General features: G+C 46.8%; 18 protein-coding genes. 1 reads left to right on the forward strand and 17 read right to left on the reverse strand.

The genetic code is table 11. The features are described 5' to 3' along the window. Positions 1-11 precede the first annotated feature (11 nt). The 5 genes from folD to AMICO_RS07910 all read right to left on the reverse strand — a co-directional run bounded on the left by folD (position 12) and on the right by AMICO_RS07910 (position 5,826). Positions 12-857, reverse strand: a complete 846-nt coding sequence (folD, locus tag AMICO_RS07890) for a bifunctional methylenetetrahydrofolate dehydrogenase/methenyltetrahydrofolate cyclohydrolase FolD (protein WP_013048925.1) — start codon at positions 855-857, stop codon at positions 12-14. Positions 858-877: 20 nt separating this feature from the next. Beyond that, positions 878-2,545, reverse strand: coding sequence for a formate--tetrahydrofolate ligase (locus AMICO_RS07895; protein ID WP_041459665.1), 1,668 nt, complete (start codon positions 2,543-2,545; stop codon positions 878-880). Between the two features lie 156 nt (positions 2,546-2,701). Then, the gene (locus AMICO_RS07900) at positions 2,702-4,096 is read right to left on the reverse strand and encodes an RtcB family protein (RefSeq protein WP_013048927.1); all 1,395 of its coding nucleotides are present in this window, start codon (positions 4,094-4,096) and stop codon (positions 2,702-2,704) included. A 15-nt stretch (positions 4,097-4,111) separates the two neighbouring features. Then, positions 4,112-4,525: an archease gene (locus AMICO_RS07905; protein ID WP_169302820.1), complete on the reverse strand. Its 414-nt coding sequence runs from the start codon at positions 4,523-4,525 to the stop codon at positions 4,112-4,114. A gap of 179 nt (positions 4,526-4,704) precedes the next feature. Beyond that, on the reverse strand, positions 4,705-5,826 hold the full coding sequence (locus tag AMICO_RS07910) for a sodium ion-translocating decarboxylase subunit beta (RefSeq protein ID WP_013048929.1): 1,122 nt from the start codon (positions 5,824-5,826) through the stop codon (positions 4,705-4,707). A gap of 245 nt (positions 5,827-6,071) precedes the next feature. Between AMICO_RS07910 and AMICO_RS07915 the strand changes: the two genes are divergently transcribed. Beyond that, positions 6,072-7,205, forward strand: coding sequence for a DUF362 domain-containing protein (locus AMICO_RS07915; RefSeq protein WP_013048930.1), 1,134 nt, complete (start codon positions 6,072-6,074; stop codon positions 7,203-7,205). 89 nt (positions 7,206-7,294) lie between these two features. Here AMICO_RS07915 and AMICO_RS07920 read toward each other — a convergent pair whose 3' ends face one another. The 12 genes from AMICO_RS07920 to AMICO_RS07975 all read right to left on the reverse strand — a co-directional run bounded on the left by AMICO_RS07920 (position 7,295) and on the right by AMICO_RS07975 (position 19,035). Next, on the reverse strand, positions 7,295-7,579 hold the full coding sequence (locus AMICO_RS07920) for a hypothetical protein (RefSeq protein WP_013048931.1): 285 nt from the start codon (positions 7,577-7,579) through the stop codon (positions 7,295-7,297). Further along, on the reverse strand, positions 7,567-8,040 hold the full coding sequence (locus AMICO_RS07925) for a hydrogenase maturation protease (protein ID WP_013048932.1): 474 nt from the start codon (positions 8,038-8,040) through the stop codon (positions 7,567-7,569). The genes AMICO_RS07920 and AMICO_RS07925 overlap by 13 nt, the downstream gene beginning before the upstream one ends. 92 nt (positions 8,041-8,132) lie before the next feature. Continuing rightward, entirely contained in the window at positions 8,133-9,566 is a 1,434-nt protein-coding gene (locus AMICO_RS07930) for a Ni/Fe hydrogenase subunit alpha (protein WP_013048933.1), read from the reverse strand. Between the two features lie 21 nt (positions 9,567-9,587). Continuing rightward, positions 9,588-10,127 (reverse strand): NADH-quinone oxidoreductase subunit B family protein, encoded by a 540-nt coding sequence (locus tag AMICO_RS07935; protein WP_013048934.1) that lies wholly within the window; start codon positions 10,125-10,127, stop codon positions 9,588-9,590. 3 nt (positions 10,128-10,130) lie between these two features. After that, on the reverse strand, positions 10,131-12,155 hold the full coding sequence (locus AMICO_RS07940) for an NADH-quinone oxidoreductase subunit G (protein WP_013048935.1): 2,025 nt from the start codon (positions 12,153-12,155) through the stop codon (positions 10,131-10,133). Between the two features lie 21 nt (positions 12,156-12,176). Then, on the reverse strand, positions 12,177-13,970 hold the full coding sequence (gene nuoF / locus AMICO_RS07945; protein ID WP_013048936.1) for an NADH-quinone oxidoreductase subunit NuoF: 1,794 nt from the start codon (positions 13,968-13,970) through the stop codon (positions 12,177-12,179). 14 nt (positions 13,971-13,984) lie between these two features. After that, positions 13,985-14,353 (reverse strand): (2Fe-2S) ferredoxin domain-containing protein, encoded by a 369-nt coding sequence (locus tag AMICO_RS07950; protein WP_013048937.1) that lies wholly within the window; start codon positions 14,351-14,353, stop codon positions 13,985-13,987. Between the two features lie 14 nt (positions 14,354-14,367). After that, positions 14,368-14,838 carry an NADH-quinone oxidoreductase subunit NuoE gene (gene nuoE / locus AMICO_RS07955; protein WP_013048938.1) on the reverse strand — a complete coding sequence of 157 codons (471 nt, stop codon included), beginning with the start codon at positions 14,836-14,838 and terminating at the stop codon, positions 14,368-14,370. A 397-nt stretch (positions 14,839-15,235) separates the two neighbouring features. Next, positions 15,236-15,925, reverse strand: a complete 690-nt coding sequence (locus AMICO_RS07960; protein ID WP_013048939.1) for an energy-coupling factor ABC transporter ATP-binding protein — start codon at positions 15,923-15,925, stop codon at positions 15,236-15,238. Then, positions 15,922-16,650, reverse strand: a complete 729-nt coding sequence (locus AMICO_RS07965; protein ID WP_244392398.1) for an ABC transporter permease — start codon at positions 16,648-16,650, stop codon at positions 15,922-15,924. Before AMICO_RS07965 ends, AMICO_RS07960 begins: the two co-directional genes overlap by 4 nt. Positions 16,651-16,691: 41 nt before the next feature. Further along, positions 16,692-17,522: an ABC transporter substrate-binding protein gene (locus tag AMICO_RS07970; protein ID WP_013048941.1), complete on the reverse strand. Its 831-nt coding sequence runs from the start codon at positions 17,520-17,522 to the stop codon at positions 16,692-16,694. 133 nt (positions 17,523-17,655) lie between these two features. Further along, the gene (locus tag AMICO_RS07975) at positions 17,656-19,035 is read right to left on the reverse strand and encodes an MATE family efflux transporter (RefSeq protein ID WP_013048942.1); all 1,380 of its coding nucleotides are present in this window, start codon (positions 19,033-19,035) and stop codon (positions 17,656-17,658) included. Between the last annotated feature and the right edge of the window lie 18 nt (positions 19,036-19,053).

Raw genomic sequence — 19,053 nt, forward strand, 5'->3', positions numbered from 1 at the left:
TGTGGCGGGCGCTACTTTTTCAGCCCCGCTTCCAGAGCATTCTGAAGCAGCATCGCAATAGTGAGAGGGCCTACCCCGCCTGGTACTGGTGTAATCCAGGAGGCCACTTCAGCGACCCCTTCAAAGTCTACATCTCCCACAAGGCCATCTTCAAGGCGGTTAATACCCACATCAATGACCACTGCCCCCTCTTTAACCATAGAAGCGGTGATCATGCGGGGACGTCCCACCGCTGCCACAACGATATCAGCCTGCCGTACGATAGCCGCAAGATCTTTTGTACGGCTGTGGCAGATGGTAACAGTAGCGTTGCGGTCAAGAAGAAGATGGGCAATAGGTTTACCTACAATGTTGCTTCTTCCTACAACTACTGCGTGTTTGCCTTCGATGTCTATATTGTAGGCATCAAGGATGTACATAATTCCCTTAGGAGTGCAGGGATGTACTGCCGGCAGTCCTGTCACAAGATTTCCCATATTTACAGGATGGAATCCATCAACATCCTTAGAGGGAGCGATTGCCATGAGCACCTTGTCAGTATTAATTTGTTCTGGAAGAGGAAGCTGAACAAGAATTCCATCTATCGCCCTGTCATTATTCAAAGTGTCTATAAGCTTCAACAGTTCTTCTTCTGTTGTAGACGCAGGCAGTTTATGGAGAAAGGAGTTGAAACCCACTTCCTTGCATTTCTTTTCCTTTTGCCCAACGTAGACCTTTGATGCTGGGTTTTCACCAACAAGAACCACGGCAAGGCCCGGAACATGCTTTCCCTGGGCCTTTATTTCTTCCACTTCTTTTTTGATAGAAGCGACTACATCAGCTGCTACTTTCTTTCCATCCAATATATGAGCTTTCATTACAACAGATCCTCCCTTGACTAGAACAGTCCTGTAATATTGCCGTCGTCATCTACATCGATCTTCATTGCTGCAGGAACCTTGGGAAGACCGGGCATTGTCATTATTGATCCAGTTATGGGAACAATGAATCCCGCGCCTGCTGACAGCCTCACTTCACGAACCGTCAGTTCAAATCCTTCCGGACGCCCAATGAGGGCCGGATTATCGGAAATGGATGCCTGGGTCTTACCCATGCATACCAACAGGTTATCCTTCCCCAGACGGTGGATCTCTTCAAGATCCTTCTCCGCCTGAGCCATATAGGCAACGCTCTTCGCACCGTAGATTTCTTTGGCTATCTTTTCTATCTTCTCCTTAGGGCTCAAGGAAGCATCATACAACTTGTGGAAGGTGTTGGGTTTCTCTACCGCCTCAAGAACCCGTTCCGCAAGCTCAATGCCGCCTTCGCCACCCTTTGCCCAGACTTCAGACAATACCTGCTGAACACCTAACGCGACACAGTGTTCCTTTACAAGTTCCAATTCGGCCTCAGTATCGGTGGGGAAACGGTTAATGGCCACAACAACCGGAATTCCAAACCTCTTCATATTCTCTATATGTTTCTCAAGGTTCGGGATGCCCTTGGAGAGTGCCTCAAGGTTTTCCCCGGTAAGCTCGTTCTTCGCCACTCCGCCATGCATCTTCAGTGCACGGACTGTAGCCACAATGACTACTGCCGATGGGGTAAGATTGCCTATGCGGCATTTTATATCAAAGAACTTCTCCGCGCCGAGGTCCGCGCCAAAACCTGCTTCCGTAATGAAGTAATCGGCAAGCTTAAGACCATACTTCGTCGCCTGAAGGCTGTTGCAGCCATGAGCGATATTGGCGAAAGGACCGCCATGAACAAAAGCCGGAACATGCTCCAGGGTCTGGACAAGGTTTGGCTTCAATGCGTCTTTCAATAACGCCGCCATAGAACCATGGGCGTTCAGATCTCCTGCCGTTACAACCGTCCCATTATAAGTATAGCCCACAACAATTTTGGATAGGCGCTCTTTCAACTCTTTGATGTTTGCCGAAAGACATAGAATGGCCATAACTTCCGATGCCACTGTGATATCAAACCCTGACTCCCGAGGCACACCGTCAGCTTTGCCTCCCAGGCCAACGATAACGTGACGGAGGGCTCGTTCGTTCAGATCCACAACTCGGCGGAAAACAACACGGCGAGGATCGATATTCAATGGGTTCCCCTGATGGAGATGGTTGTCGATCAGGGCGGAAAGCAAGTTATGAGCAGATGTTATGGCGTGAAGATCACCTGTGAAATGAAGGTTGATATCTTCCATGGGAACAACCTGAGAGTAACCTCCTCCAGCAGCTCCGCCTTTCACCCCAAAACTCGGGCCCAGCGAGGGCTCTCTTAGCGCTATGCATACCCTTTTACCTAACTTCGCCAATCCCTGGCCAAGGCCAACCGTTGTGGTTGTCTTGCCTTCTCCAGCTGGCGTTGGCGTGATGGCCGTCACCAATACAAGCTTGCCGTCGGGGCGATCCTTGATCCTGTTCCAAAGACCATAAGTCACCTTCGCCTTGTATTTTCCATAATACTCAAGCTCATCTTCATTGATTCCCAGCTGCGCAGCCACCTCTACAATTGGCTTCAACTCGGCATTTTGCGCTATCTCAATATCACTCAGCATCATTCGTAGCATTACCTCCTCTACTCACCGTATGCAAGATCATCAGCAATACAGCAATGAATAGATATATTTGATGCTTTTTGATCCCCATCGTATTGTACTCATTTAAAAAAAAAGAGGCAAGCTGTGTTTTGCCTCTCCATTAAGCAACTGTTACTACCCCTTTATCACCGCCACTGGCTTTAATTTTGCCACTTTAAGGCTTAATTGAGCCTGATGAACAACTTCTACTACTGCAGAAATATCTTTGTAAGCTTCCGGCATCTCTTCTCCCAAGGTACGGAAACTATCTGCCTTTACTGTTACTCCCCGGTCAGCCATCTCTCGAACCAGGTTTTGTCCTCTCGTTCGTTTTACAGCTTCATTTCTGCTCAATACGCGTCCCGCGCCATGGCAAGTTGAAGCAAAACTTTCCATTTCTGCTTTTTTTGTCCCCACCAGAACGTAGCTTGCCGTTCCCATGCTGCCTGGAATGAGCACAGGCTGACCTTCGAAAGCTCGGGTTGCCCCTTTACGATGGACACAAACCTCACGTTTGCGCCCTTCCCATATATGTTTTTCTATATGGGCCATGTTATGGCTTACGTCATAGACAGGGAAAAGAGGCTTTCCTGGGAAAAACTGGGCGAAGACATCCCGTACAACTGACCCTATTATTTGTCGATTCGCCATGGCAAAATTAGCGGCAGCCTTCATCGATCCAATATACTGCTGTCCTTCTTCCGATTGTATAGGAGCACAGCAAAGCTGACGATCCGGAACATCAATCTTATATTTTGCCATGGCTCGCCGCATGACCTTTAAATAGTCATCGCAAACCTGATGCCCCAAGCCGCGGCTGCCGCAATGGATCATCACAGTTATGCTTCCCGACTCAAGGTTCATTTGAGAAGCAGCTGCCTTATCAAAAATTTCATCCACAACTTGTATCTCAAGAAAATGGTTGCCTGAGCCCAGGGTTCCCAGCTGATTCTTTCCCCGCTCCTTTGCCCTGCTAGAAACAAATTCGCATAGAGCTCCGTCAAGACAGCCTCCCTCTTCCGTGCGGTCCAGGTCGTCCTGCATTCCCATACCTTCTTTTACCGCCCAGCGAGCCCCCTTGCGGAGGACATCGTCAAGATCCTTAAGGGAAAGTCTTATTGCGCTCGAAGATCCCACTCCACTCGGTACTGCTGAAAAAAGAGCTGTTGTTAGAGCGTCTAAAACGGGCTTAATATCTGCAAGCTTTATATATGAAGAAAGCAAACGCACACCACAGGAAATATCGTACCCCACTCCCCCTGGGGAGATAATTCCTTCATTCACGTCAAAAGCAGCTACTCCTCCAATGGGGAAGCCATACCCCCAATGGATGTCTGGCATGGCGTAGCTATACCCTACAATGCCAGGAAGGCAGGCCACATGGGCAACCTGCTCAAGAGCACTATCCTGTTCCAGCATGGTTTCTATATAGTGATCTGCGTAGATCAACCCAGGTACGGCCATGCCCGGGAAAGCCTCTTTTTCTAGTAACAAACGAACATTATCCATCCTCTTCAATAGATTTTTCATTCTCTCACCTCTCATTCAGACATCCAGGAAAATTCTAAGGAAAGGCCTGGGTTCTCCTCGAATGACCAGTCCTCCATAGGTCGCGGCTTTGATCGGCAGCTGTATCTGGCGATATACGGCAAAAAGACCGTCAGCCTCAAGATGCCAGGAACCTCTTTTCACATTGACATGGAGAGGGATGAAGAGCACGTTTTTGCTTTCCCAAATATAAATAAGCTCGTTTAGCCACGATACCATGAGCTCTTCCAGATCGATACCATCGATCATAATCGTTTCATGGCTCCCATGGCGAATGCCCCTTAAAACAGATATATCTCCATAGCAGACTCCGTATAAAGCAAAGGCAGCCTCTATAAAGAGGTCGTTAAGAGACTGAGTTTCCACTTCAAAACCTACGTCTGCCGTATGTTCTATCTCTTTCCAAGCCATGTACCACGCGCCTCCTCGACAGAAGTAATAAAAAAGGGCGACTTTAAGGGCCGCCCATAAAATTCCGCGAAAAATAAAATCTTCCACATCGATCATCCGCCGTGAATAACTATATTATATCAGGATTTGTGCGATCTTTTTTTAAAAACAAATGAGGGGGCTTAGTGTTGATGGCTTTTTTACCCTAAAAGGGCAAGGAGAAGCCCTCCCGCAAGTACTGACCCAATCTGTCCCGAAACATTCGCCGCCACAGCCGGCATAAGAATAAAGACATTCTTGTCTTCATTATAGGCCATCCTCTGAGCCACCCGCGCTGCCATAGGGAAGGCGGAAATGCCTGCCGCCCCGATCATAGGGTTGATCTTTCGAGAAAGGAAGCGGTTCATGAAGCGCGCGGACAGCACTCCTACGGCTGTATCAAGGATAAAGGCAACGAGTCCCATGGCAAGGATGGCAAGGGTTGAAGGCTGCAAAAAACGGTCGGCAGTCAGAGTAGCGGAAATACCCAGGCCGAGAAGGATTGTTACAATGTTAGCCAGTTCGTTTTGAGCTCCCTTGGCGAGACGGTCAACGACCCCGCTTTCCCGAAGAAGATTGCCAAACATAAGGAAGCCAATGAGGGAAACAGAGGCTGGAGCTAATATTCCTGCCCCAAGAGTAACAGCAAGAGGGAAGAGCACTTTCACTGTTTTTGAAACGGGTTTTTCTGTGTAGGTCATAGGAATGCGGCGTTCTTCTGATGTTGTAAGCAGCTTGATGACTGGAGGCTGAATAAGAGGGACAAGAGCCATATACGAATATGCCGCCACAGAAATTGGGCCAAGGAGATGGGGAGCGAAACGGGATGAAACATAGATAGAAGTGGGACCATCAGCAGCGCCTATAATTCCTATGGAAGCCGCTTCGTTCAAATTGAACCCGAAAAGCAGAGCTAATCCCATGGTCAAGAAAATCCCTGCCTGGGCTGTGAAACCAAAAAGAGCCGTAAGTGGGGACTGGAAAAGGGGGGTAAAGTCGATCATGGCCCCTACTGCTATAAAAATGAGAAGGGGAAAAAGTTCGGTAGAAATTCCTATATCAAAGAGCAATGACAACGCTCCAGGATGAGAAACCCCTGCAACAATTTGTGTCAGAGCCGATGTAAGAGGGATGTTTACAAGGATAGTTCCAAAACCCATGGGAAGAAGTAAGGCTGGCTCATACTCTTTCACCACTGCCAGATAGATAAGCAATAATCCCAAGCTTATCATGACCCCTTGCTGAATTGTTATCGACGCAATGCCTTCGAAAATAAATCCCAACCAAGTTCACTCTCCTGTCTTCGTCTTCTTAAATAATAGCCATAAAAAAAGACCTTCAGCATGACTTTCGCCACACCAAAGGTCTCGCTTATTGGCCTTCACCAACGACAGGACCAGGCTGTAAAGCCATGATGTTGATCCTGCCCTCGCAAGCTACTCCCCTTCAGGATGTAGTATATACTGGAAGATATTCTATCTAACCCCTATACTTTGTCAATGGAGAAAGATCTATAGGGGGAAAAAATATGGTTACTATTACGCTTATGAAGCAAAACACCTATGAAGAAACATCGTTGCGACAGAAGATAGAGGATATTTTTCAGTTCCATTTTGATAAGGGAAATCCCATCCGCCCAGGTGATATTATTCTATTAAAACCCAACCTTCTTTCTGCTTCTTCCCCTGAAAAGAGAATTACTACAGACCCCGCAATTGTGAAAACGGCGGCAAAGGCTGTTCTCGACAGGTTAGGCAAGCCTGTCATAGGAGATAGTCCCGGGCTTGACCGTTTTCCTTCCGTAGCAGAGAAAACCGGCATGAAAGCTGTGGCCGATGAGCTTGGCATTCCTATAGTAGAACTGACAGATCCCATACCCGCACCTGTTTCTTCCTCTGCCCGTTTCCACCGTATTGATCTGGCGCGGCTTGCATTAGAAGCAGACCTTATTATTAATCTGCCTAAACTTAAGACCCACGCTCAAATGCTTCTCACTTTAGGGGTAAAAAATCTATTCGGCACAGTTGTAGGTCAGCAGAAAGCTTCATGGCATTACAATGTCGGACTTAATCGAGACCTTTTTGCTGAACTTCATCTTGACATCTATCAGGCCCTCCCTTCCTCCTTTACAATTCTTGACGGCATCTGGTGCATGGAAGGGCATGGGCCAGGGAACGGAACCCCACGGTTTTTAGGTCTTCTCGCAGCATCAGAAGATGCAGTTAATCTCGATATTGCAATTAGCCGCATTCTTCACGCAACTCCCGAATCCTTTCCCTTATACAGAGCCGCAGAGCGGAGAAACCTTATTGTCAGCAGCCCCTGTATCTTTTTTACCCACGATACGCCAGAATCCTTTGCCTTTAATGATTTTGATATACCTCATCTTGACTCTCTTCACCTGATCCCGGCTTTTCTTGATATTTTCTCGAAACGCTTTCTTGTTTCTCGACCGGTTCAAAATCCCGACCTGTGCATTCGATGCCGAAAATGTGAAGAAATTTGTGCCGCCCATGCCGTCATTCTGGATTCGAACGGGAAACTCCATTTTAATTACAACAAATGCATTCGCTGTTTCTGCTGCCAGGAAGTATGCCCTAATAACGCCATAGAATTTCAAAAAGGGGCCCTTCTTAAATTGATGGATAGTTTTAAAAAATAGTGTCTTAAGTCTCTATAGGTTACAAAAAAGCAGCTCCAGACATTGAAATGCTGGGGCTGCTCTCTTTCTTCCCCGGTAATTAGCCCGATCTAATGATGGTGGTGATGATGTTCTACGCTCTCTTCTGAGAAAAGGTTTTCTTCCAGTTCTTCCAGAGCTTTCCATAAGTCTCTTAAAGCTGTTTTTTTTGATTCGATAGCATGGACAAAAGCATGTTTTGCCTCATGCCCTGATACGGCGTGCCAACGGGCCACAAGACTTGTCATTCCTTCTAATTCTTCACAGATGGTCTCCCTAAGAAGCTCTGCTTCTTCTAATGGACCATGTACATGAAGATGTTCTTCTGATGATTGCGGGGTTATTACTTTACACATGATGAGCCTCCCTTTCTTTGCTTCCACCATTTTTTAAAAGCTTCTTCAGCTTTGTGAGCATTTAGAGAACATTGTTCTGTAAGGGTTTCTGAGAAATCAAAAGAATACCCTGATATTGACAGAAGCCATGCTTCAGGTTTTGGTATCTCAAGGCGATCCATAAGGGATAGCAGCCAGGCCGGTCCCATGGAGTGTATATTCAATCCTTCGAGGGCTGCGTCAGATAAAACGTTTTCCAGCATATACCCTTCAGGAAGTTCTCTCATATCAGCGTCTATAAAAAGGGCAATCTCAGCGCCTTCAAGGTCATAGGCCAATTCTGGAAGAAGTTGCTGGCCTATCCACAGGTTAACCTCAAATCCTTCTTCTTCAAGCCATTCTGCAATTTGGGGGGCAAGTTGCAACCCGACACTATCATCTTCACGAAAAGGATTTCCAAATCCTGCGATGAATACCTTCATTCTTAACTCCTTTGTTTGAAAAAACAGCAGGGCCAGAAGAAGTCCCCAGCCCCGCTGTCATCCCCTTTAGGTTACGAGATAGGCTTCTTCTCTTAGTGTTTCTCTATGGTACGGATCTCTCGTCCATTTACATCTACAACTGTCAGCTTCAAAGGCATTCTGCCCACTGCATGAGTTGAGCAAGAGAGGCATGGGTCATAACAACGAATGACATGTTCCATTCTGTTAAGTACGCCTTCCTCCACAGATTCCCCATGAATGTACTTTTTCGCCACAAGCTCTACGCCCTTATTCATGGCATAGTTGTTGTGTCCAGTGGCCACAATGAGATTGACCTTTGTAATGGCACCTTTCTCGTTCACCTGATAGTGGTGAATCAAGGTTCCGCGAGGTGCTTCAATGACACCGATACCTTCAGGCTGAAGGCTGTTAGATGTGATCCTAAGTTCGCTTCCTACAATATCTTCATCGTGAAGAAGCTCTTCCATACGCTCAATTGCATACATGATCTCAATTAATCTGGCGTAGTGATAATACATAGTATAGTGCACTATGCCATCATCTGTCAGCTTTCTAAAAGCCGCCAATTCGGCAGAAGCCTCTGGAGTAGAGATTGTATCGCAAGCATTGACACGTCCCAAAGGTCCAACCCTGTAACTTCCGTGGGGAAATTCCAGCGGTCTGTAGAAGGGGAACTTCAGATAACTCCAAGGTTCCACGTGCTCGCCAATAAAGTTCACGTATTCTTCGGAGTTAAATTCATCAGTAATACGTCCCCTTGGCCCCCGCAAACGAATGCGGCCATCGTACAGTTCAAGGTTTCCTTCGCGAACTAGGCCAAGATAGGAGGTCTCCAGAGTGGCAAACTCCTTTGCGTCATCTCCATGTTCTGCCAGATAGTTTTTGATCAGATCAAGTGCCTTGCGGAGGTCTTCCTTAATTTTAGGGATCCCCGCCAGAATGGTTTCCCGTTCTTCTTTTTTCAGACTGCGGTTCACGCCGCCGGGAATACTATGCCATGGATGGACTTTTTTTCCACCAAGAGTTTTTATAACTTCCTGCCCAAATTTGCGCATGGTCACACCCATAACCGCCAAATCCGGGAATTTAGCGACCAAACCGGCCACATTTCGTATGGCTGGATCTGCATCAAAGCCAAAAAGCAGGTCCGGACTCGAAAGGTGGAAGAAAGAAAGGGCATGGGACTGAATGAACTGCCCCATATGCATAAGCTCACGAAGCTTATGGGCTGTAGGTGTTATGGTGACACCTAGAATAGCGTCACATGCCTTCGCAGAAGCCAAATGGTGGCTTACCGGGCAAATGCCGCAAATACGAGGGGTAATAACAGGCATTTCCCGAAAATCCCGTCCCTGGGTAAAGGCCTCGAATCCCCTGAACTGAGTGACATGAAAGCGAGCGTCATGAACTTCACCCTTTTCATTTAAAGTCACCGTGATCTTTCCATGTCCCTCTATACGGGAGACAGGATTAACAACAATGGTTTTTGCTTTTTCTGCACACATTTTCGATCTCCTCCCTGCTCCCTAGTCGTACCTCATCATGTCTACCGGCACTTTGGGGATACGCCCCTGCAATATTTCCTCGAAAACATAATAGATCGTATCCGCATCCGGAGGACACCCTGGAACGTATACATCAACTTTTACTTCATAGTCCACAGGGATTGCGTGAGGCAATAGCTTAGGAATATCCTCTCCGGGAAGGATACCTTTTGGGTTCACCGTAGAAACGGTATTTATATACCCCTCTTTGAGGACATCCTCTACTTTCGCAAAGTTTCTCATACAGTTAATGCCGCCAAAAACAGCACAATCTCCCCATGCAATGAGAATTTTGCACTTTTTTCTCATCTCTTTAGCTAGATGTACTTCCTCTTCGTTCCCTAGAGCTCCCTCAATGACTCCTACTGTTACTTCAGGGAATTCTTTAAAGTCTGTTATGGGCGTAGCCGTTATTTCCACCAAATCAAGGAGGTTTATTATTCGTTCATCAATATCGAGGAAAGACATATGGCACCCGGCACATGCCTCAAGCCAGACTGTTGCTACCTTCGGTTTAGACATACCCTACACCTCCTCTGAAGAAACCACTTGGGCTTTATCAGGTGAAACATGTGATTTAAATACGTTTTCACAGGGCGATGCTGAAGAAGAAGTTGCCAGAGAAACGCCCATCCGTGACGCAAGATCCTGGAAAATCTTCGAAAGCCCACGAAGCCCTTCTTTTGGGGGAACAATCATGTTCATTCGGCGGCGTTCTCCCTCCAATGTGCAGAAATGACCGCTTCTCTCATACCAGGCTGGCATGGGAAGCAAAACGTCCGCCATGTTAACCAGAGGACTAACCATGTAGGGTACATGTGCTACTACAAATCTAGCCTTATTGACGGCTTCCAATGACTTGGGATCTTCCGGTACCATGCCTGTTGAACTAACATAAAGGAAATCAAGGTATTCTGTTTCAAGCCACGCTTTTTTGCCCAAAACTGTATTCCACGCACCAAGGCTATTCCCGCTCAAAACCATAGGAACAAGAGCTAATCCGTCTTCGAAGAAGCCTTGTGCCGTAATGGCCATGTTCACCGCCTCCATAACTATCTGAGGGTGTTTGGCCAGTCTTGAACCAAGAACAACAACCGGCTTTTTGGCATCAGCCAGGTATTTAGCGGCTATAGCTATTTCTTCCGGTTTCATATTGGCAAGATCCGCTACTGATGAAATTCTGTTCTCCGCATCTTCTTTTCCGGCAACCGCTTCAGTAAAGGAAACAAGGGCCCCGTGAAGGACTTCGGGAGAAATGCGGATATCCACATCGGTAATCCCTTCGAAGGGATTGTCCTTGGCCGAGAAATTGATCAGTTTGGCTCCATTTTTCACCGTAGCCACACGGATATAACTGGCAACGACAGGGGCTTCATTCTGAGGATCAGCGCCAATGACTATGATTGCATCGCTATCAAGTATGTTGTGGGCTGCTGTAAACGGTTGAACCCCCTGGCTTATAAATGGGTGAAAACCTTCTTCAAAGCCGCGAAGCACATCTCCATTGAAGCAATCGACCTTATCCATCTTCAAGGATTTGCGGAAGAAGTCAGAAAGAACTGTGAGCTCTTCATCTGTGGAAAGCCCGGATATAAGTGCTCCCGCTCTATTTGCGGCCTTGGCCCTCCCCAATTTGTCGGCAACAAGGTCAAGTGCTTCATCCCATGATACTTCTCGGAAGGTTGAACCCTCACGGACCATGGGCACAGAGAGACGTTCTCTCTCTGTAGATTCAGGAAGCCACCAGCGGCCTTTGTGGCAAAGCTGTCCGCCGTCAGGAGTATCAATTGAAGCCCCTTCGACTCTGGCAACACTTCCTGTTCTTACATAGGCTTTGATTTTGCAGCCTATGGGGCAAAGGGGGCAAATGCTTTCCACTACTTCGTCACAATCGTTACGGCGTCCACGATAGACAAAATCCCGGATTGTAATCGTTCCTGTAGGACAAACCTGAGCGCAAGCTCCGCAGGAAACACAAGTATCGCTCTCACCAAGGACTTTCCCCAGATCAGATACTACGCTGGCATTCCATCCGCGTTTTTCCAGATCAAGGGTGTGGGCTCCTACTTTCTCACCACAAACCCTGATGCAGCGAAGGCAAAGAATGCAGCGGTTATGGTCTACCTGCAGGTCTTCGTCGGAAGCGTCGTTATGAAAATCAGAATAGAGATAGGGATATCTCACTTTATCCATGCCATGCTCGATGGCAAGACGCTGCAGCTCGCAATCTCCGCTTTGGGAACAAAACATACAGAAATGGTTGCGCCCAGCAAAGAGCAGTTCAAGTATCTGCAATCTGTAGGCTCGCAGTTTTTCTGTTTGAGTATGGATCTTCATGCCGTCAGTGGCGGGAGTAGTGCAGGAGGTCAGCAGCTTGTTGCTTCCTTCCACTTCCACGACACACATACGACATGAACCTATAGCTGATATACCCTCTAAATAACAAAGGGTAGGAATATAGACATCATTTTTACGGGCTATATCAAGGATCGTATCTCCAACTGTACCCTTACAAACCTTTCCGTCAATGTTAAGAGTTATTTCGCTCATATTCGCATCCTCCCTGCCACTCTAACCTTTGATAATGGCTCCGAAGGGGCACTTTTCAAAACACGTGCCGCAACGGATACATCTCTCTGTGTCGATAGTGTATCCCGAAGCTCTGTCCCCGGGGATACAATGTACCGGGCAGTTACGGGCACACAGACCACAGCGCTTGCAAAGGTCCTGGTCGATGGAGTACTCGATTAGGGCGGAACAGACACCTGCGGGACACTTCTTGTCTTTTACGTGAGCCACATATTCATCTCTGAAATACCGCAGGGTTGTAAGTATGGGGTTAGGCGCAGTCTGTCCCAATCCGCAAAGAGACATTTCCTTAACCATAACCGCCAGATCATGAAGGGTGTCGAGATCTTCCATCGTACCCTTTCCCTCAGAGATCTTATTGAGAAGCAACAACATCTGCTTCGTTCCTTCCCGGCAAGGAGTACATTTTCCGCAAGACTCACGCTGAGTAAACTCAAGGAAGAATTTAGCAACGTCAACCATGCAGTTTTCTTCATCCATAACGACCATACCGCCGGATCCCATAATGGCGCCAACCTCTGCGAGGGATTCGTAACTTACGGGAAGATCAAGATGTTCTTCAGTGAGACATCCGCCACTTGGCCCGCCAATTTGAACGGCCTTGAACTTCTTATCATTAAGAATTCCGCCGCCTATATCGAAGATTATCTCCCTTAGGGTAATTCCCATGGGAACTTCCACAAGTCCGGTATGTTTAACCTTACCGGTCAGAGCAAAGACCTTGGTCCCCTTTGATTTTTCAGTCCCCATTGAAGCATAATGATCGCCGCCATGAAGGATAATATAAGGAATGTTTGCCCATGTTTCCACGTTGTTGATGTTCGAGGGTTTATCCCACAAACCTTTATTGGCCGGAAATGGCGGCCGGGGACGAGGCATTCCGCGCTGCCCCTCGATAGAGGCCATGAGAGCTGTCTCTTCACCACAGACAAAAGCCCCTGCCCCTTCTTTGATATGCACTATGAATGAGAAATCTGTGCCCATAATATTCTTTCCAAGAAGTCCATAGGCTTCAGCTTTCTCGATAGCAGTCTTTAAGCGCTGGATGGCCAGAGGATATTCAGCACGGCAGTATATATAGCCTTCATCTGCACCTATGGCATAGGCCCCTATCATCATTCCTTCAATGACGCAGTGGGGGTCGCCTTCCAGAATGGAGCGATCCATAAAGGCACCTGGGTCGCCTTCGTCAGCGTTGCAGATGACATATTTTTTATCCCCCTGGGCTCTGGCACAGAAGCTCCACTTCAGTCCGGTGGGAAATCCGCCGCCTCCGCGACCTCTCAATCCCGACGTTTTAACCTCTTCTATAACCTGCTCCCGGGTCATTTCAGTCAAAGCCTTGCCCAATGCTTCGTATCCATGGCGGACAATATATTCCTCAATGTTATCCGGGTTGATATAACCACAATTTTCAAGAGCAATGCGATGCTGTTTGCCATAGAAAGGAATCTCTTTATAATGGGGGACTTTAGGGGCTTCTTCTGAAACAGTATAAAGAAGTCTGGGAACGATTCGTCCTTTCAAAAGATGTTCACTTACAATTTCTTTTACGTCTTCTGCCTTTACCCGGCAGTAAAAGGTCCCTTCCGGATAGACCACCACGATTGGACCCATTTCACACATGCCATGGCAGCCTGTAGGAACGATGAGAACCTCTCTGTCAAGCTTCTGGTTTCGAAGTTCTTCACGGAATGCGTCCATCACCTCATGAGATCCACTAGAGGTACATCCTGTTCCTCCGCAGATGAGAACGTGCGAACGATAGATTGGCATCCTCACTACCCCCCTTAGTCGGCTCTGCCAATGGCCAGTTTCTCAACAATATGACCATTGACAACGTGCTCAGTGATGATGACAGGGATGTCACTGGGCTTCACATTACCGTAGGTGATACGTTTCCCGTCACGAATAACATCTACGAGAGGTTCATCCTGGCACATGCCAATGCACCCAGTCGTTTGGACATTTACTTCATTGAGTTTCCGTTTTTCTATTTCATCCATAATAGCGGTCATGATTTCTCGCGCACCGGCAGCAATACCGCACGTACCCATTCCAACAATAATAACGACTTTCCCCTCAGAACGAGCAGAGGTTAAATCCTTCGATGACTCGCGAATTTTTTTCAGTTCTTCCAGATTAGTTATTTTAGCCATTGCCGTCCTCCTTGTTATTCAAACTTTGCAAGTACTCCAGCCACCATATCAGGAGCAAGACGTCCAAAGGTCTGGCTGTCCACCATCATGACTGGGGCTAGTCCACATGCGCCAAGGCAGGCGACTGGCTCAATCGTAAACCTTAAATCATCAGTCGTCTCGTTCTCACTGACGCCGGTAAGTTCTTTCACTTTCTCAAGGATCTTGAGACTTCCGCGAACATGGCAGGCTGTTCCTCTACAAACTCGAATTACATGTCTACCTCGTGGTTTCAAATGGAACTGAGCATAAAAAGTCGCGACCCCATAAATTTCAGCTTTCGGGATCTTAAGTTCTTTGGAAATGGTTTCCATCACCTCTGGGGGAAGATACCCGAACTCATGCTGAGCTTCCTGGAGAATCGGAATAAGACCACCTTTCTTACCCTTCCAGGGCGCCACAATTTCCCGCGTTTTCTGGATCTTTTTCAACTCCACTTGTGACATGATTCCCCTCCTTGTTGTGAACTTCCATTGGTGCTTCTGGGAAGTATTTCTCAACGTTAATCACATATATATGAACGAAACTTATTACTAATCGTTATCCCTTTCACAAATTGAGGAGATAAAGTCTTTGCGTATTTTTTATACAATTTATCTCAATCCGCAAATATAGATAAAAGCCGCTCCCCTCCGAAAGCGGCTTACTCTTTTGTTTTCTAGAGGGGATACTGTTTTTATCTTCATTTAAATACCCCTCGTATGTATCCCTTAGAGGTCGTAATCAGAAAAAAAGGAGTTTTCAATTTTCACGTTCATGCTATCACATGGGCAAAGACTGTACAACCCGAAGGAAAAGTGTATATTGCGTCCATTATTCAAAAATATCGAGTCGCGTCCTGTTCTACTCGAACATAAAGAAAGGATTATTACTGCTGGATGAGGTGGAAAGCTCACCTTCTGTGAGGATAAGATGGCGATCTGACAGGCTTTTTACCCAAAGGACATCGTGGCTGACGAGGACAAGGGTGGTTCCCCACTTTTCGCGGCACATTCTGACACCCTGCTTTATAAGTTCAGCGCTTACCCTGTCGACACTGGCTGTAGGTTCATCAAGCAGCAAAACTTCCGGTTTTATAGCTAGACGACTGGCCAAAGCAACTCGCTGGGCTTCTCCTCCAGAGAGTTCATACCACTTTCTTCTTGCAAATTGACTGGGGGCCAGGCCGACAAAATATAGTGCCTCTTCCATACTTTTCATTAGCTCTTTGCCCCTTACTCCTCGGACTTTCAAACCAAAGGCCACATTTTCCCAAACAGCTCGTTTTAAAAGGTAGGTGTTCTGAAGCAAAAGGGTCACAGATCTTCTATAGTTCACTGATACGGTTTCAACACGCTCTTTTTTAAAATAGACCGTTCCTTCCGTTGGTGTTTCGAGGAAGGCAAGGATACGAAGCAAAGTACTCTTGCCGCTGCCATTTGCTCCTAAAAGACCCAATATTTCCCCCTGCCCTATTTCTAATGAAGGGATCTGGAGAACACACCGCTGACTATAAAAATGCTTTATGTTTTTTAATCGATACATAGCCTTCATGCCGCGCTCCTCCGTTTAAATTCAGCAAGAAAGAGATTGACCAATAGAACTATGAACAAGAGAACCATTCCAAGAGCTATGCCCATGGCGAACTCTCCCTTACCTGTCTCAAGGGCCATGGCCGTCGTTATACTTCGTGTATGCCATTTAATGTTTCCACCAAGCATCATAGATACGCCAACCTCAGAAATAATCCGGCTGTAGGCAGTAATAGCAGCAACAGTAACGGCATATCGAGCCTCCCACAGGGTGCTTAGAACCAACTGTTTTTTCGTTGTTCCAAGGGTAAGAAGAGTCTGACGCAGTTGTATTTCCAGGCTTTCAATAGCTGATGCTGTAAGAGCCACCACTATGGGCAACCCTAGAACAACCTGGCCTATAACAATTCCTTCAAGAGTGAACAACAGACCGAATTCGCCAAGTGGCCCCCTTCTTGATATGAGGGAATAGACCAATAGACCAACAACAACTGTAGGGAGAGCCATAAGGGTGTCCACCAGGGTTCGAATACTATTTTTCCCGGGGAAGGAAATGCTTCCAAGTAAAAATCCCGCAGGAATTCCAAGGAGAAGAGATATGAGAATAGAAAGGGAAGAGACCCTCAATGTGGTAATAACTGCTGACCATGTTTCGGCATCTCCCCTGGCAAGCAGTTGAAAGGCAGTGGCAATTCCTTGTGAAATGTAATCCATGGCAGCTGTTCCTCCCATAAAAGAAAGCGCCACCTCAGGTCAGGCAGCGCTTTTTCATCACATATTATCCTCTTTTAGCGGGCGTTGGGGAAAAAGAGCGGTTTCCCAAGCAGCGTAAAGTCTCCAATTTTTTTCTGGACTTCAGGGGAAACGATCCAGTCTATGAACTCAAGGGCCAGATCATATTTGACATTTTCACAGCGCATGGGGTTTACAGCAATGACGCTATACTGATTTCTAAGTACGGCATCTCCTTCTACGAGGATGGCGAAGGGGGAGTTTTCCTTGTTCACATCTTCGTATTTAATAAAGGTCCCCCGGTCAGTCATGGTATAGGCATTTCGTTCTGCCGCTATATTAATGGTGTTAATCATCCCCTGGCCAGTCTGGATATACCACGATTCCTTATCGGGGGCCAGCCCCGCGCCTTTCCAAAGATCCATCTCCATTATGTGGGTACCAGACTTGTCTCCTCGGCTTGCAAAAGGCGTTTCGGAGCTTGCAATCTTATTCAGGGCTTCTACTGCTTCCAACCCTTTGATTTTGGCGGGGTCAGCTTTAGGGCCGATGATGATGAAATCATTGTACATAGTTTCCCGTCGGTTCACTCCGTAACCATCTGAAACATACTTTTTTTCGGTGTCTGGAGCATGAACAAGCAAAACGTCCACATCGCCATTCTTACCAAGTTCAAGCGCCTTTCCAGTGCCAACAGCAACCCACTGCAGTTCTATTCCTGTTTCTGCTTTGAAAAGAGGAGCTAAATAATCGAGCAATCCCGTGTTGTCAGTACTGGTTGTTGTAGCCATCCTCAAAACTTGAGCATCTGCCCAGACAGCAGAGCATGAAAAAATAATTAGCGAGGCCAAAAACAACGCCATTAATCTTTTTCGCGGAATACCCATTACAATCCTGCCCCCTTGTTATTTCTCTATTAAATTTAATTATTTTTATAGAAATAACTCCGTTAAAACACCATACCACAATCCATTTTGAAACTCAATGTTAAGGATTTTAATGTTAAATTAAAAAGAATGACTACGCCTGATTCAGTTCTCCCTCAGGTTCCTCTCTAAGCATGAACCGATCGAGATCTCTGAACTCACGACGCAACAAAAAAGAAGCCAGGATCCCTCCTCCTACATCAGAAATGGGAAATGCCAGCCACACCCCATCAGTTCCCATCATAGGCGGAAGCAAAAGAATGGGGGGAATAAAGAAAAGGACATGCCTTAGCACATTGAGAAACAGACTCTGACGTCCCAGGCCCAGAGCCTGAAAAGTATAGGAAGCAACTATGGAAATTCCCGCAAAGACAACGCAGCTGTAAGAGATCATCAAACCTCTCGCCGCAAGTTTTATCAATTCAGGACTTGTAGTGTTAAAGATCATGACAAGAGGTTCTGCGAAAAAATATACCATGATAAAACTTAACGCAAAGAAGGATAAAGCCCCAAAGAGAGCCCATTTGATCGTGGCCTTCACCCGCTCTATCTGTTTCGCGCCAAAATTATAACCAATAATGGGCTGGGCTCCTTCTCCTATGCCAAGTACCGGAAGAAAAAAGAGAGAGTCAAGACTAAAAAATATACCAAGAGCAGATATGGCTATTTCCCCACCATAGATTTTCAGCGTCTGATTTAAAACTCCCAAAATAAAAGTAAAGCCCGCCTCGAGAATAAAAGGCGCCGTTCCTATTGAAATAATGCGTTTTATCACGTTTTTACGGAAACGCAAATGTATAAACCGAATTCGCAATGATCCTTTTTTTCTTGCAAAAAAAGAAACAGCCCAAAGTGCCGCGATGAGTTGAGCAACAATCGTGGCAAAAGCCGCTCCCTCAAGACCCATGTCAAATACAAGGATCATGACGGCATCGAGAACAATATTGATGCCTGCGCCTAAGAGAAGAGTCATCATGGCAAAACGGGGAGCGCCTTCTGCCCGGATAAAATAATTAAAACCAAAGCTGAAGAGTGAAAAAGGGATTCCCATAATGATAATCCGTAAATATTTCCGAGCGTGGGGCAATAAAAGGTCGGTGGCTCCGCCAAGGCGCAAAATCTCATCGAGGAAAAGCCAGCCTAATAAGAAACCCACAATACTGGCAATGGCGAGAAGGGCAATGGCGTTGCCCAAAACTATTTCAGCCCGCCGCCTCTTTTTTTCTCCAAGAGAAATTGAAATAAGGGCGGAAGACCCCACTCCTATGAGCAACCCCACCGCAATCACTGCTACCATAAAGGGGAAGGCCACCCCTATGGAGGCTATGCCTGTGGGACCCACAGCATGGCCGACGAATATGCGGTCTACTATATTATAGAGGGCATTTGCCAAAAGTCCTGTAATGGCCGGCCCTGAAAAATGAAAAAGAAGACGGGGGATTGAATCCTCCCCCATCCTTTTTGCTCTTTCCATCTTGTCCTCCTACCCAAC

It is taken from the genome of Aminobacterium colombiense DSM 12261 (assembly GCF_000025885.1).
GTDB classification, from domain to species: domain Bacteria; phylum Synergistota; class Synergistia; order Synergistales; family Aminobacteriaceae; genus Aminobacterium; species Aminobacterium colombiense.

Coding starts and splice junctions, on each gene's coding strand:
- folD (WP_013048925.1), bottom strand. CDS start 857: ATGAAAGCTCATATATTGGATGGAAAGAAAGTAGCAGCTGATGTAGTC.
- AMICO_RS07895 (WP_041459665.1), bottom strand. CDS start 2,545: ATGCTGAGTGATATTGAGATAGCGCAAAATGCCGAGTTGAAGCCAATT.
- AMICO_RS07900 (WP_013048927.1), bottom strand. CDS start 4,096: ATGAAAAATCTATTGAAGAGGATGGATAATGTTCGTTTGTTACTAGAA.
- AMICO_RS07905 (WP_169302820.1), bottom strand. CDS start 4,525: ATGGCTTGGAAAGAGATAGAACATACGGCAGACGTAGGTTTTGAAGTG.
- AMICO_RS07915 (WP_013048930.1), top strand. CDS start 6,072: ATGGTTACTATTACGCTTATGAAGCAAAACACCTATGAAGAAACATCG.
- AMICO_RS07920 (WP_013048931.1), bottom strand. CDS start 7,579: ATGTGTAAAGTAATAACCCCGCAATCATCAGAAGAACATCTTCATGTA.
- AMICO_RS07925 (WP_013048932.1), bottom strand. CDS start 8,040: ATGAAGGTATTCATCGCAGGATTTGGAAATCCTTTTCGTGAAGATGAT.
- AMICO_RS07930 (WP_013048933.1), bottom strand. CDS start 9,566: ATGTGTGCAGAAAAAGCAAAAACCATTGTTGTTAATCCTGTCTCCCGT.
- AMICO_RS07935 (WP_013048934.1), bottom strand. CDS start 10,127: ATGTCTAAACCGAAGGTAGCAACAGTCTGGCTTGAGGCATGTGCCGGG.
- AMICO_RS07940 (WP_013048935.1), bottom strand. CDS start 12,155: ATGAGCGAAATAACTCTTAACATTGACGGAAAGGTTTGTAAGGGTACA.
- nuoF (WP_013048936.1), bottom strand. CDS start 13,970: ATGCCAATCTATCGTTCGCACGTTCTCATCTGCGGAGGAACAGGATGT.
- AMICO_RS07950 (WP_013048937.1), bottom strand. CDS start 14,353: ATGGCTAAAATAACTAATCTGGAAGAACTGAAAAAAATTCGCGAGTCA.
- nuoE (WP_013048938.1), bottom strand. CDS start 14,838: ATGTCACAAGTGGAGTTGAAAAAGATCCAGAAAACGCGGGAAATTGTG.
- AMICO_RS07960 (WP_013048939.1), bottom strand. CDS start 15,925: ATGAAGGCTATGTATCGATTAAAAAACATAAAGCATTTTTATAGTCAG.
- AMICO_RS07970 (WP_013048941.1), bottom strand. CDS start 17,522: ATGGGTATTCCGCGAAAAAGATTAATGGCGTTGTTTTTGGCCTCGCTA.
- AMICO_RS07975 (WP_013048942.1), bottom strand. CDS start 19,035: ATGGAAAGAGCAAAAAGGATGGGGGAGGATTCAATCCCCCGTCTTCTT.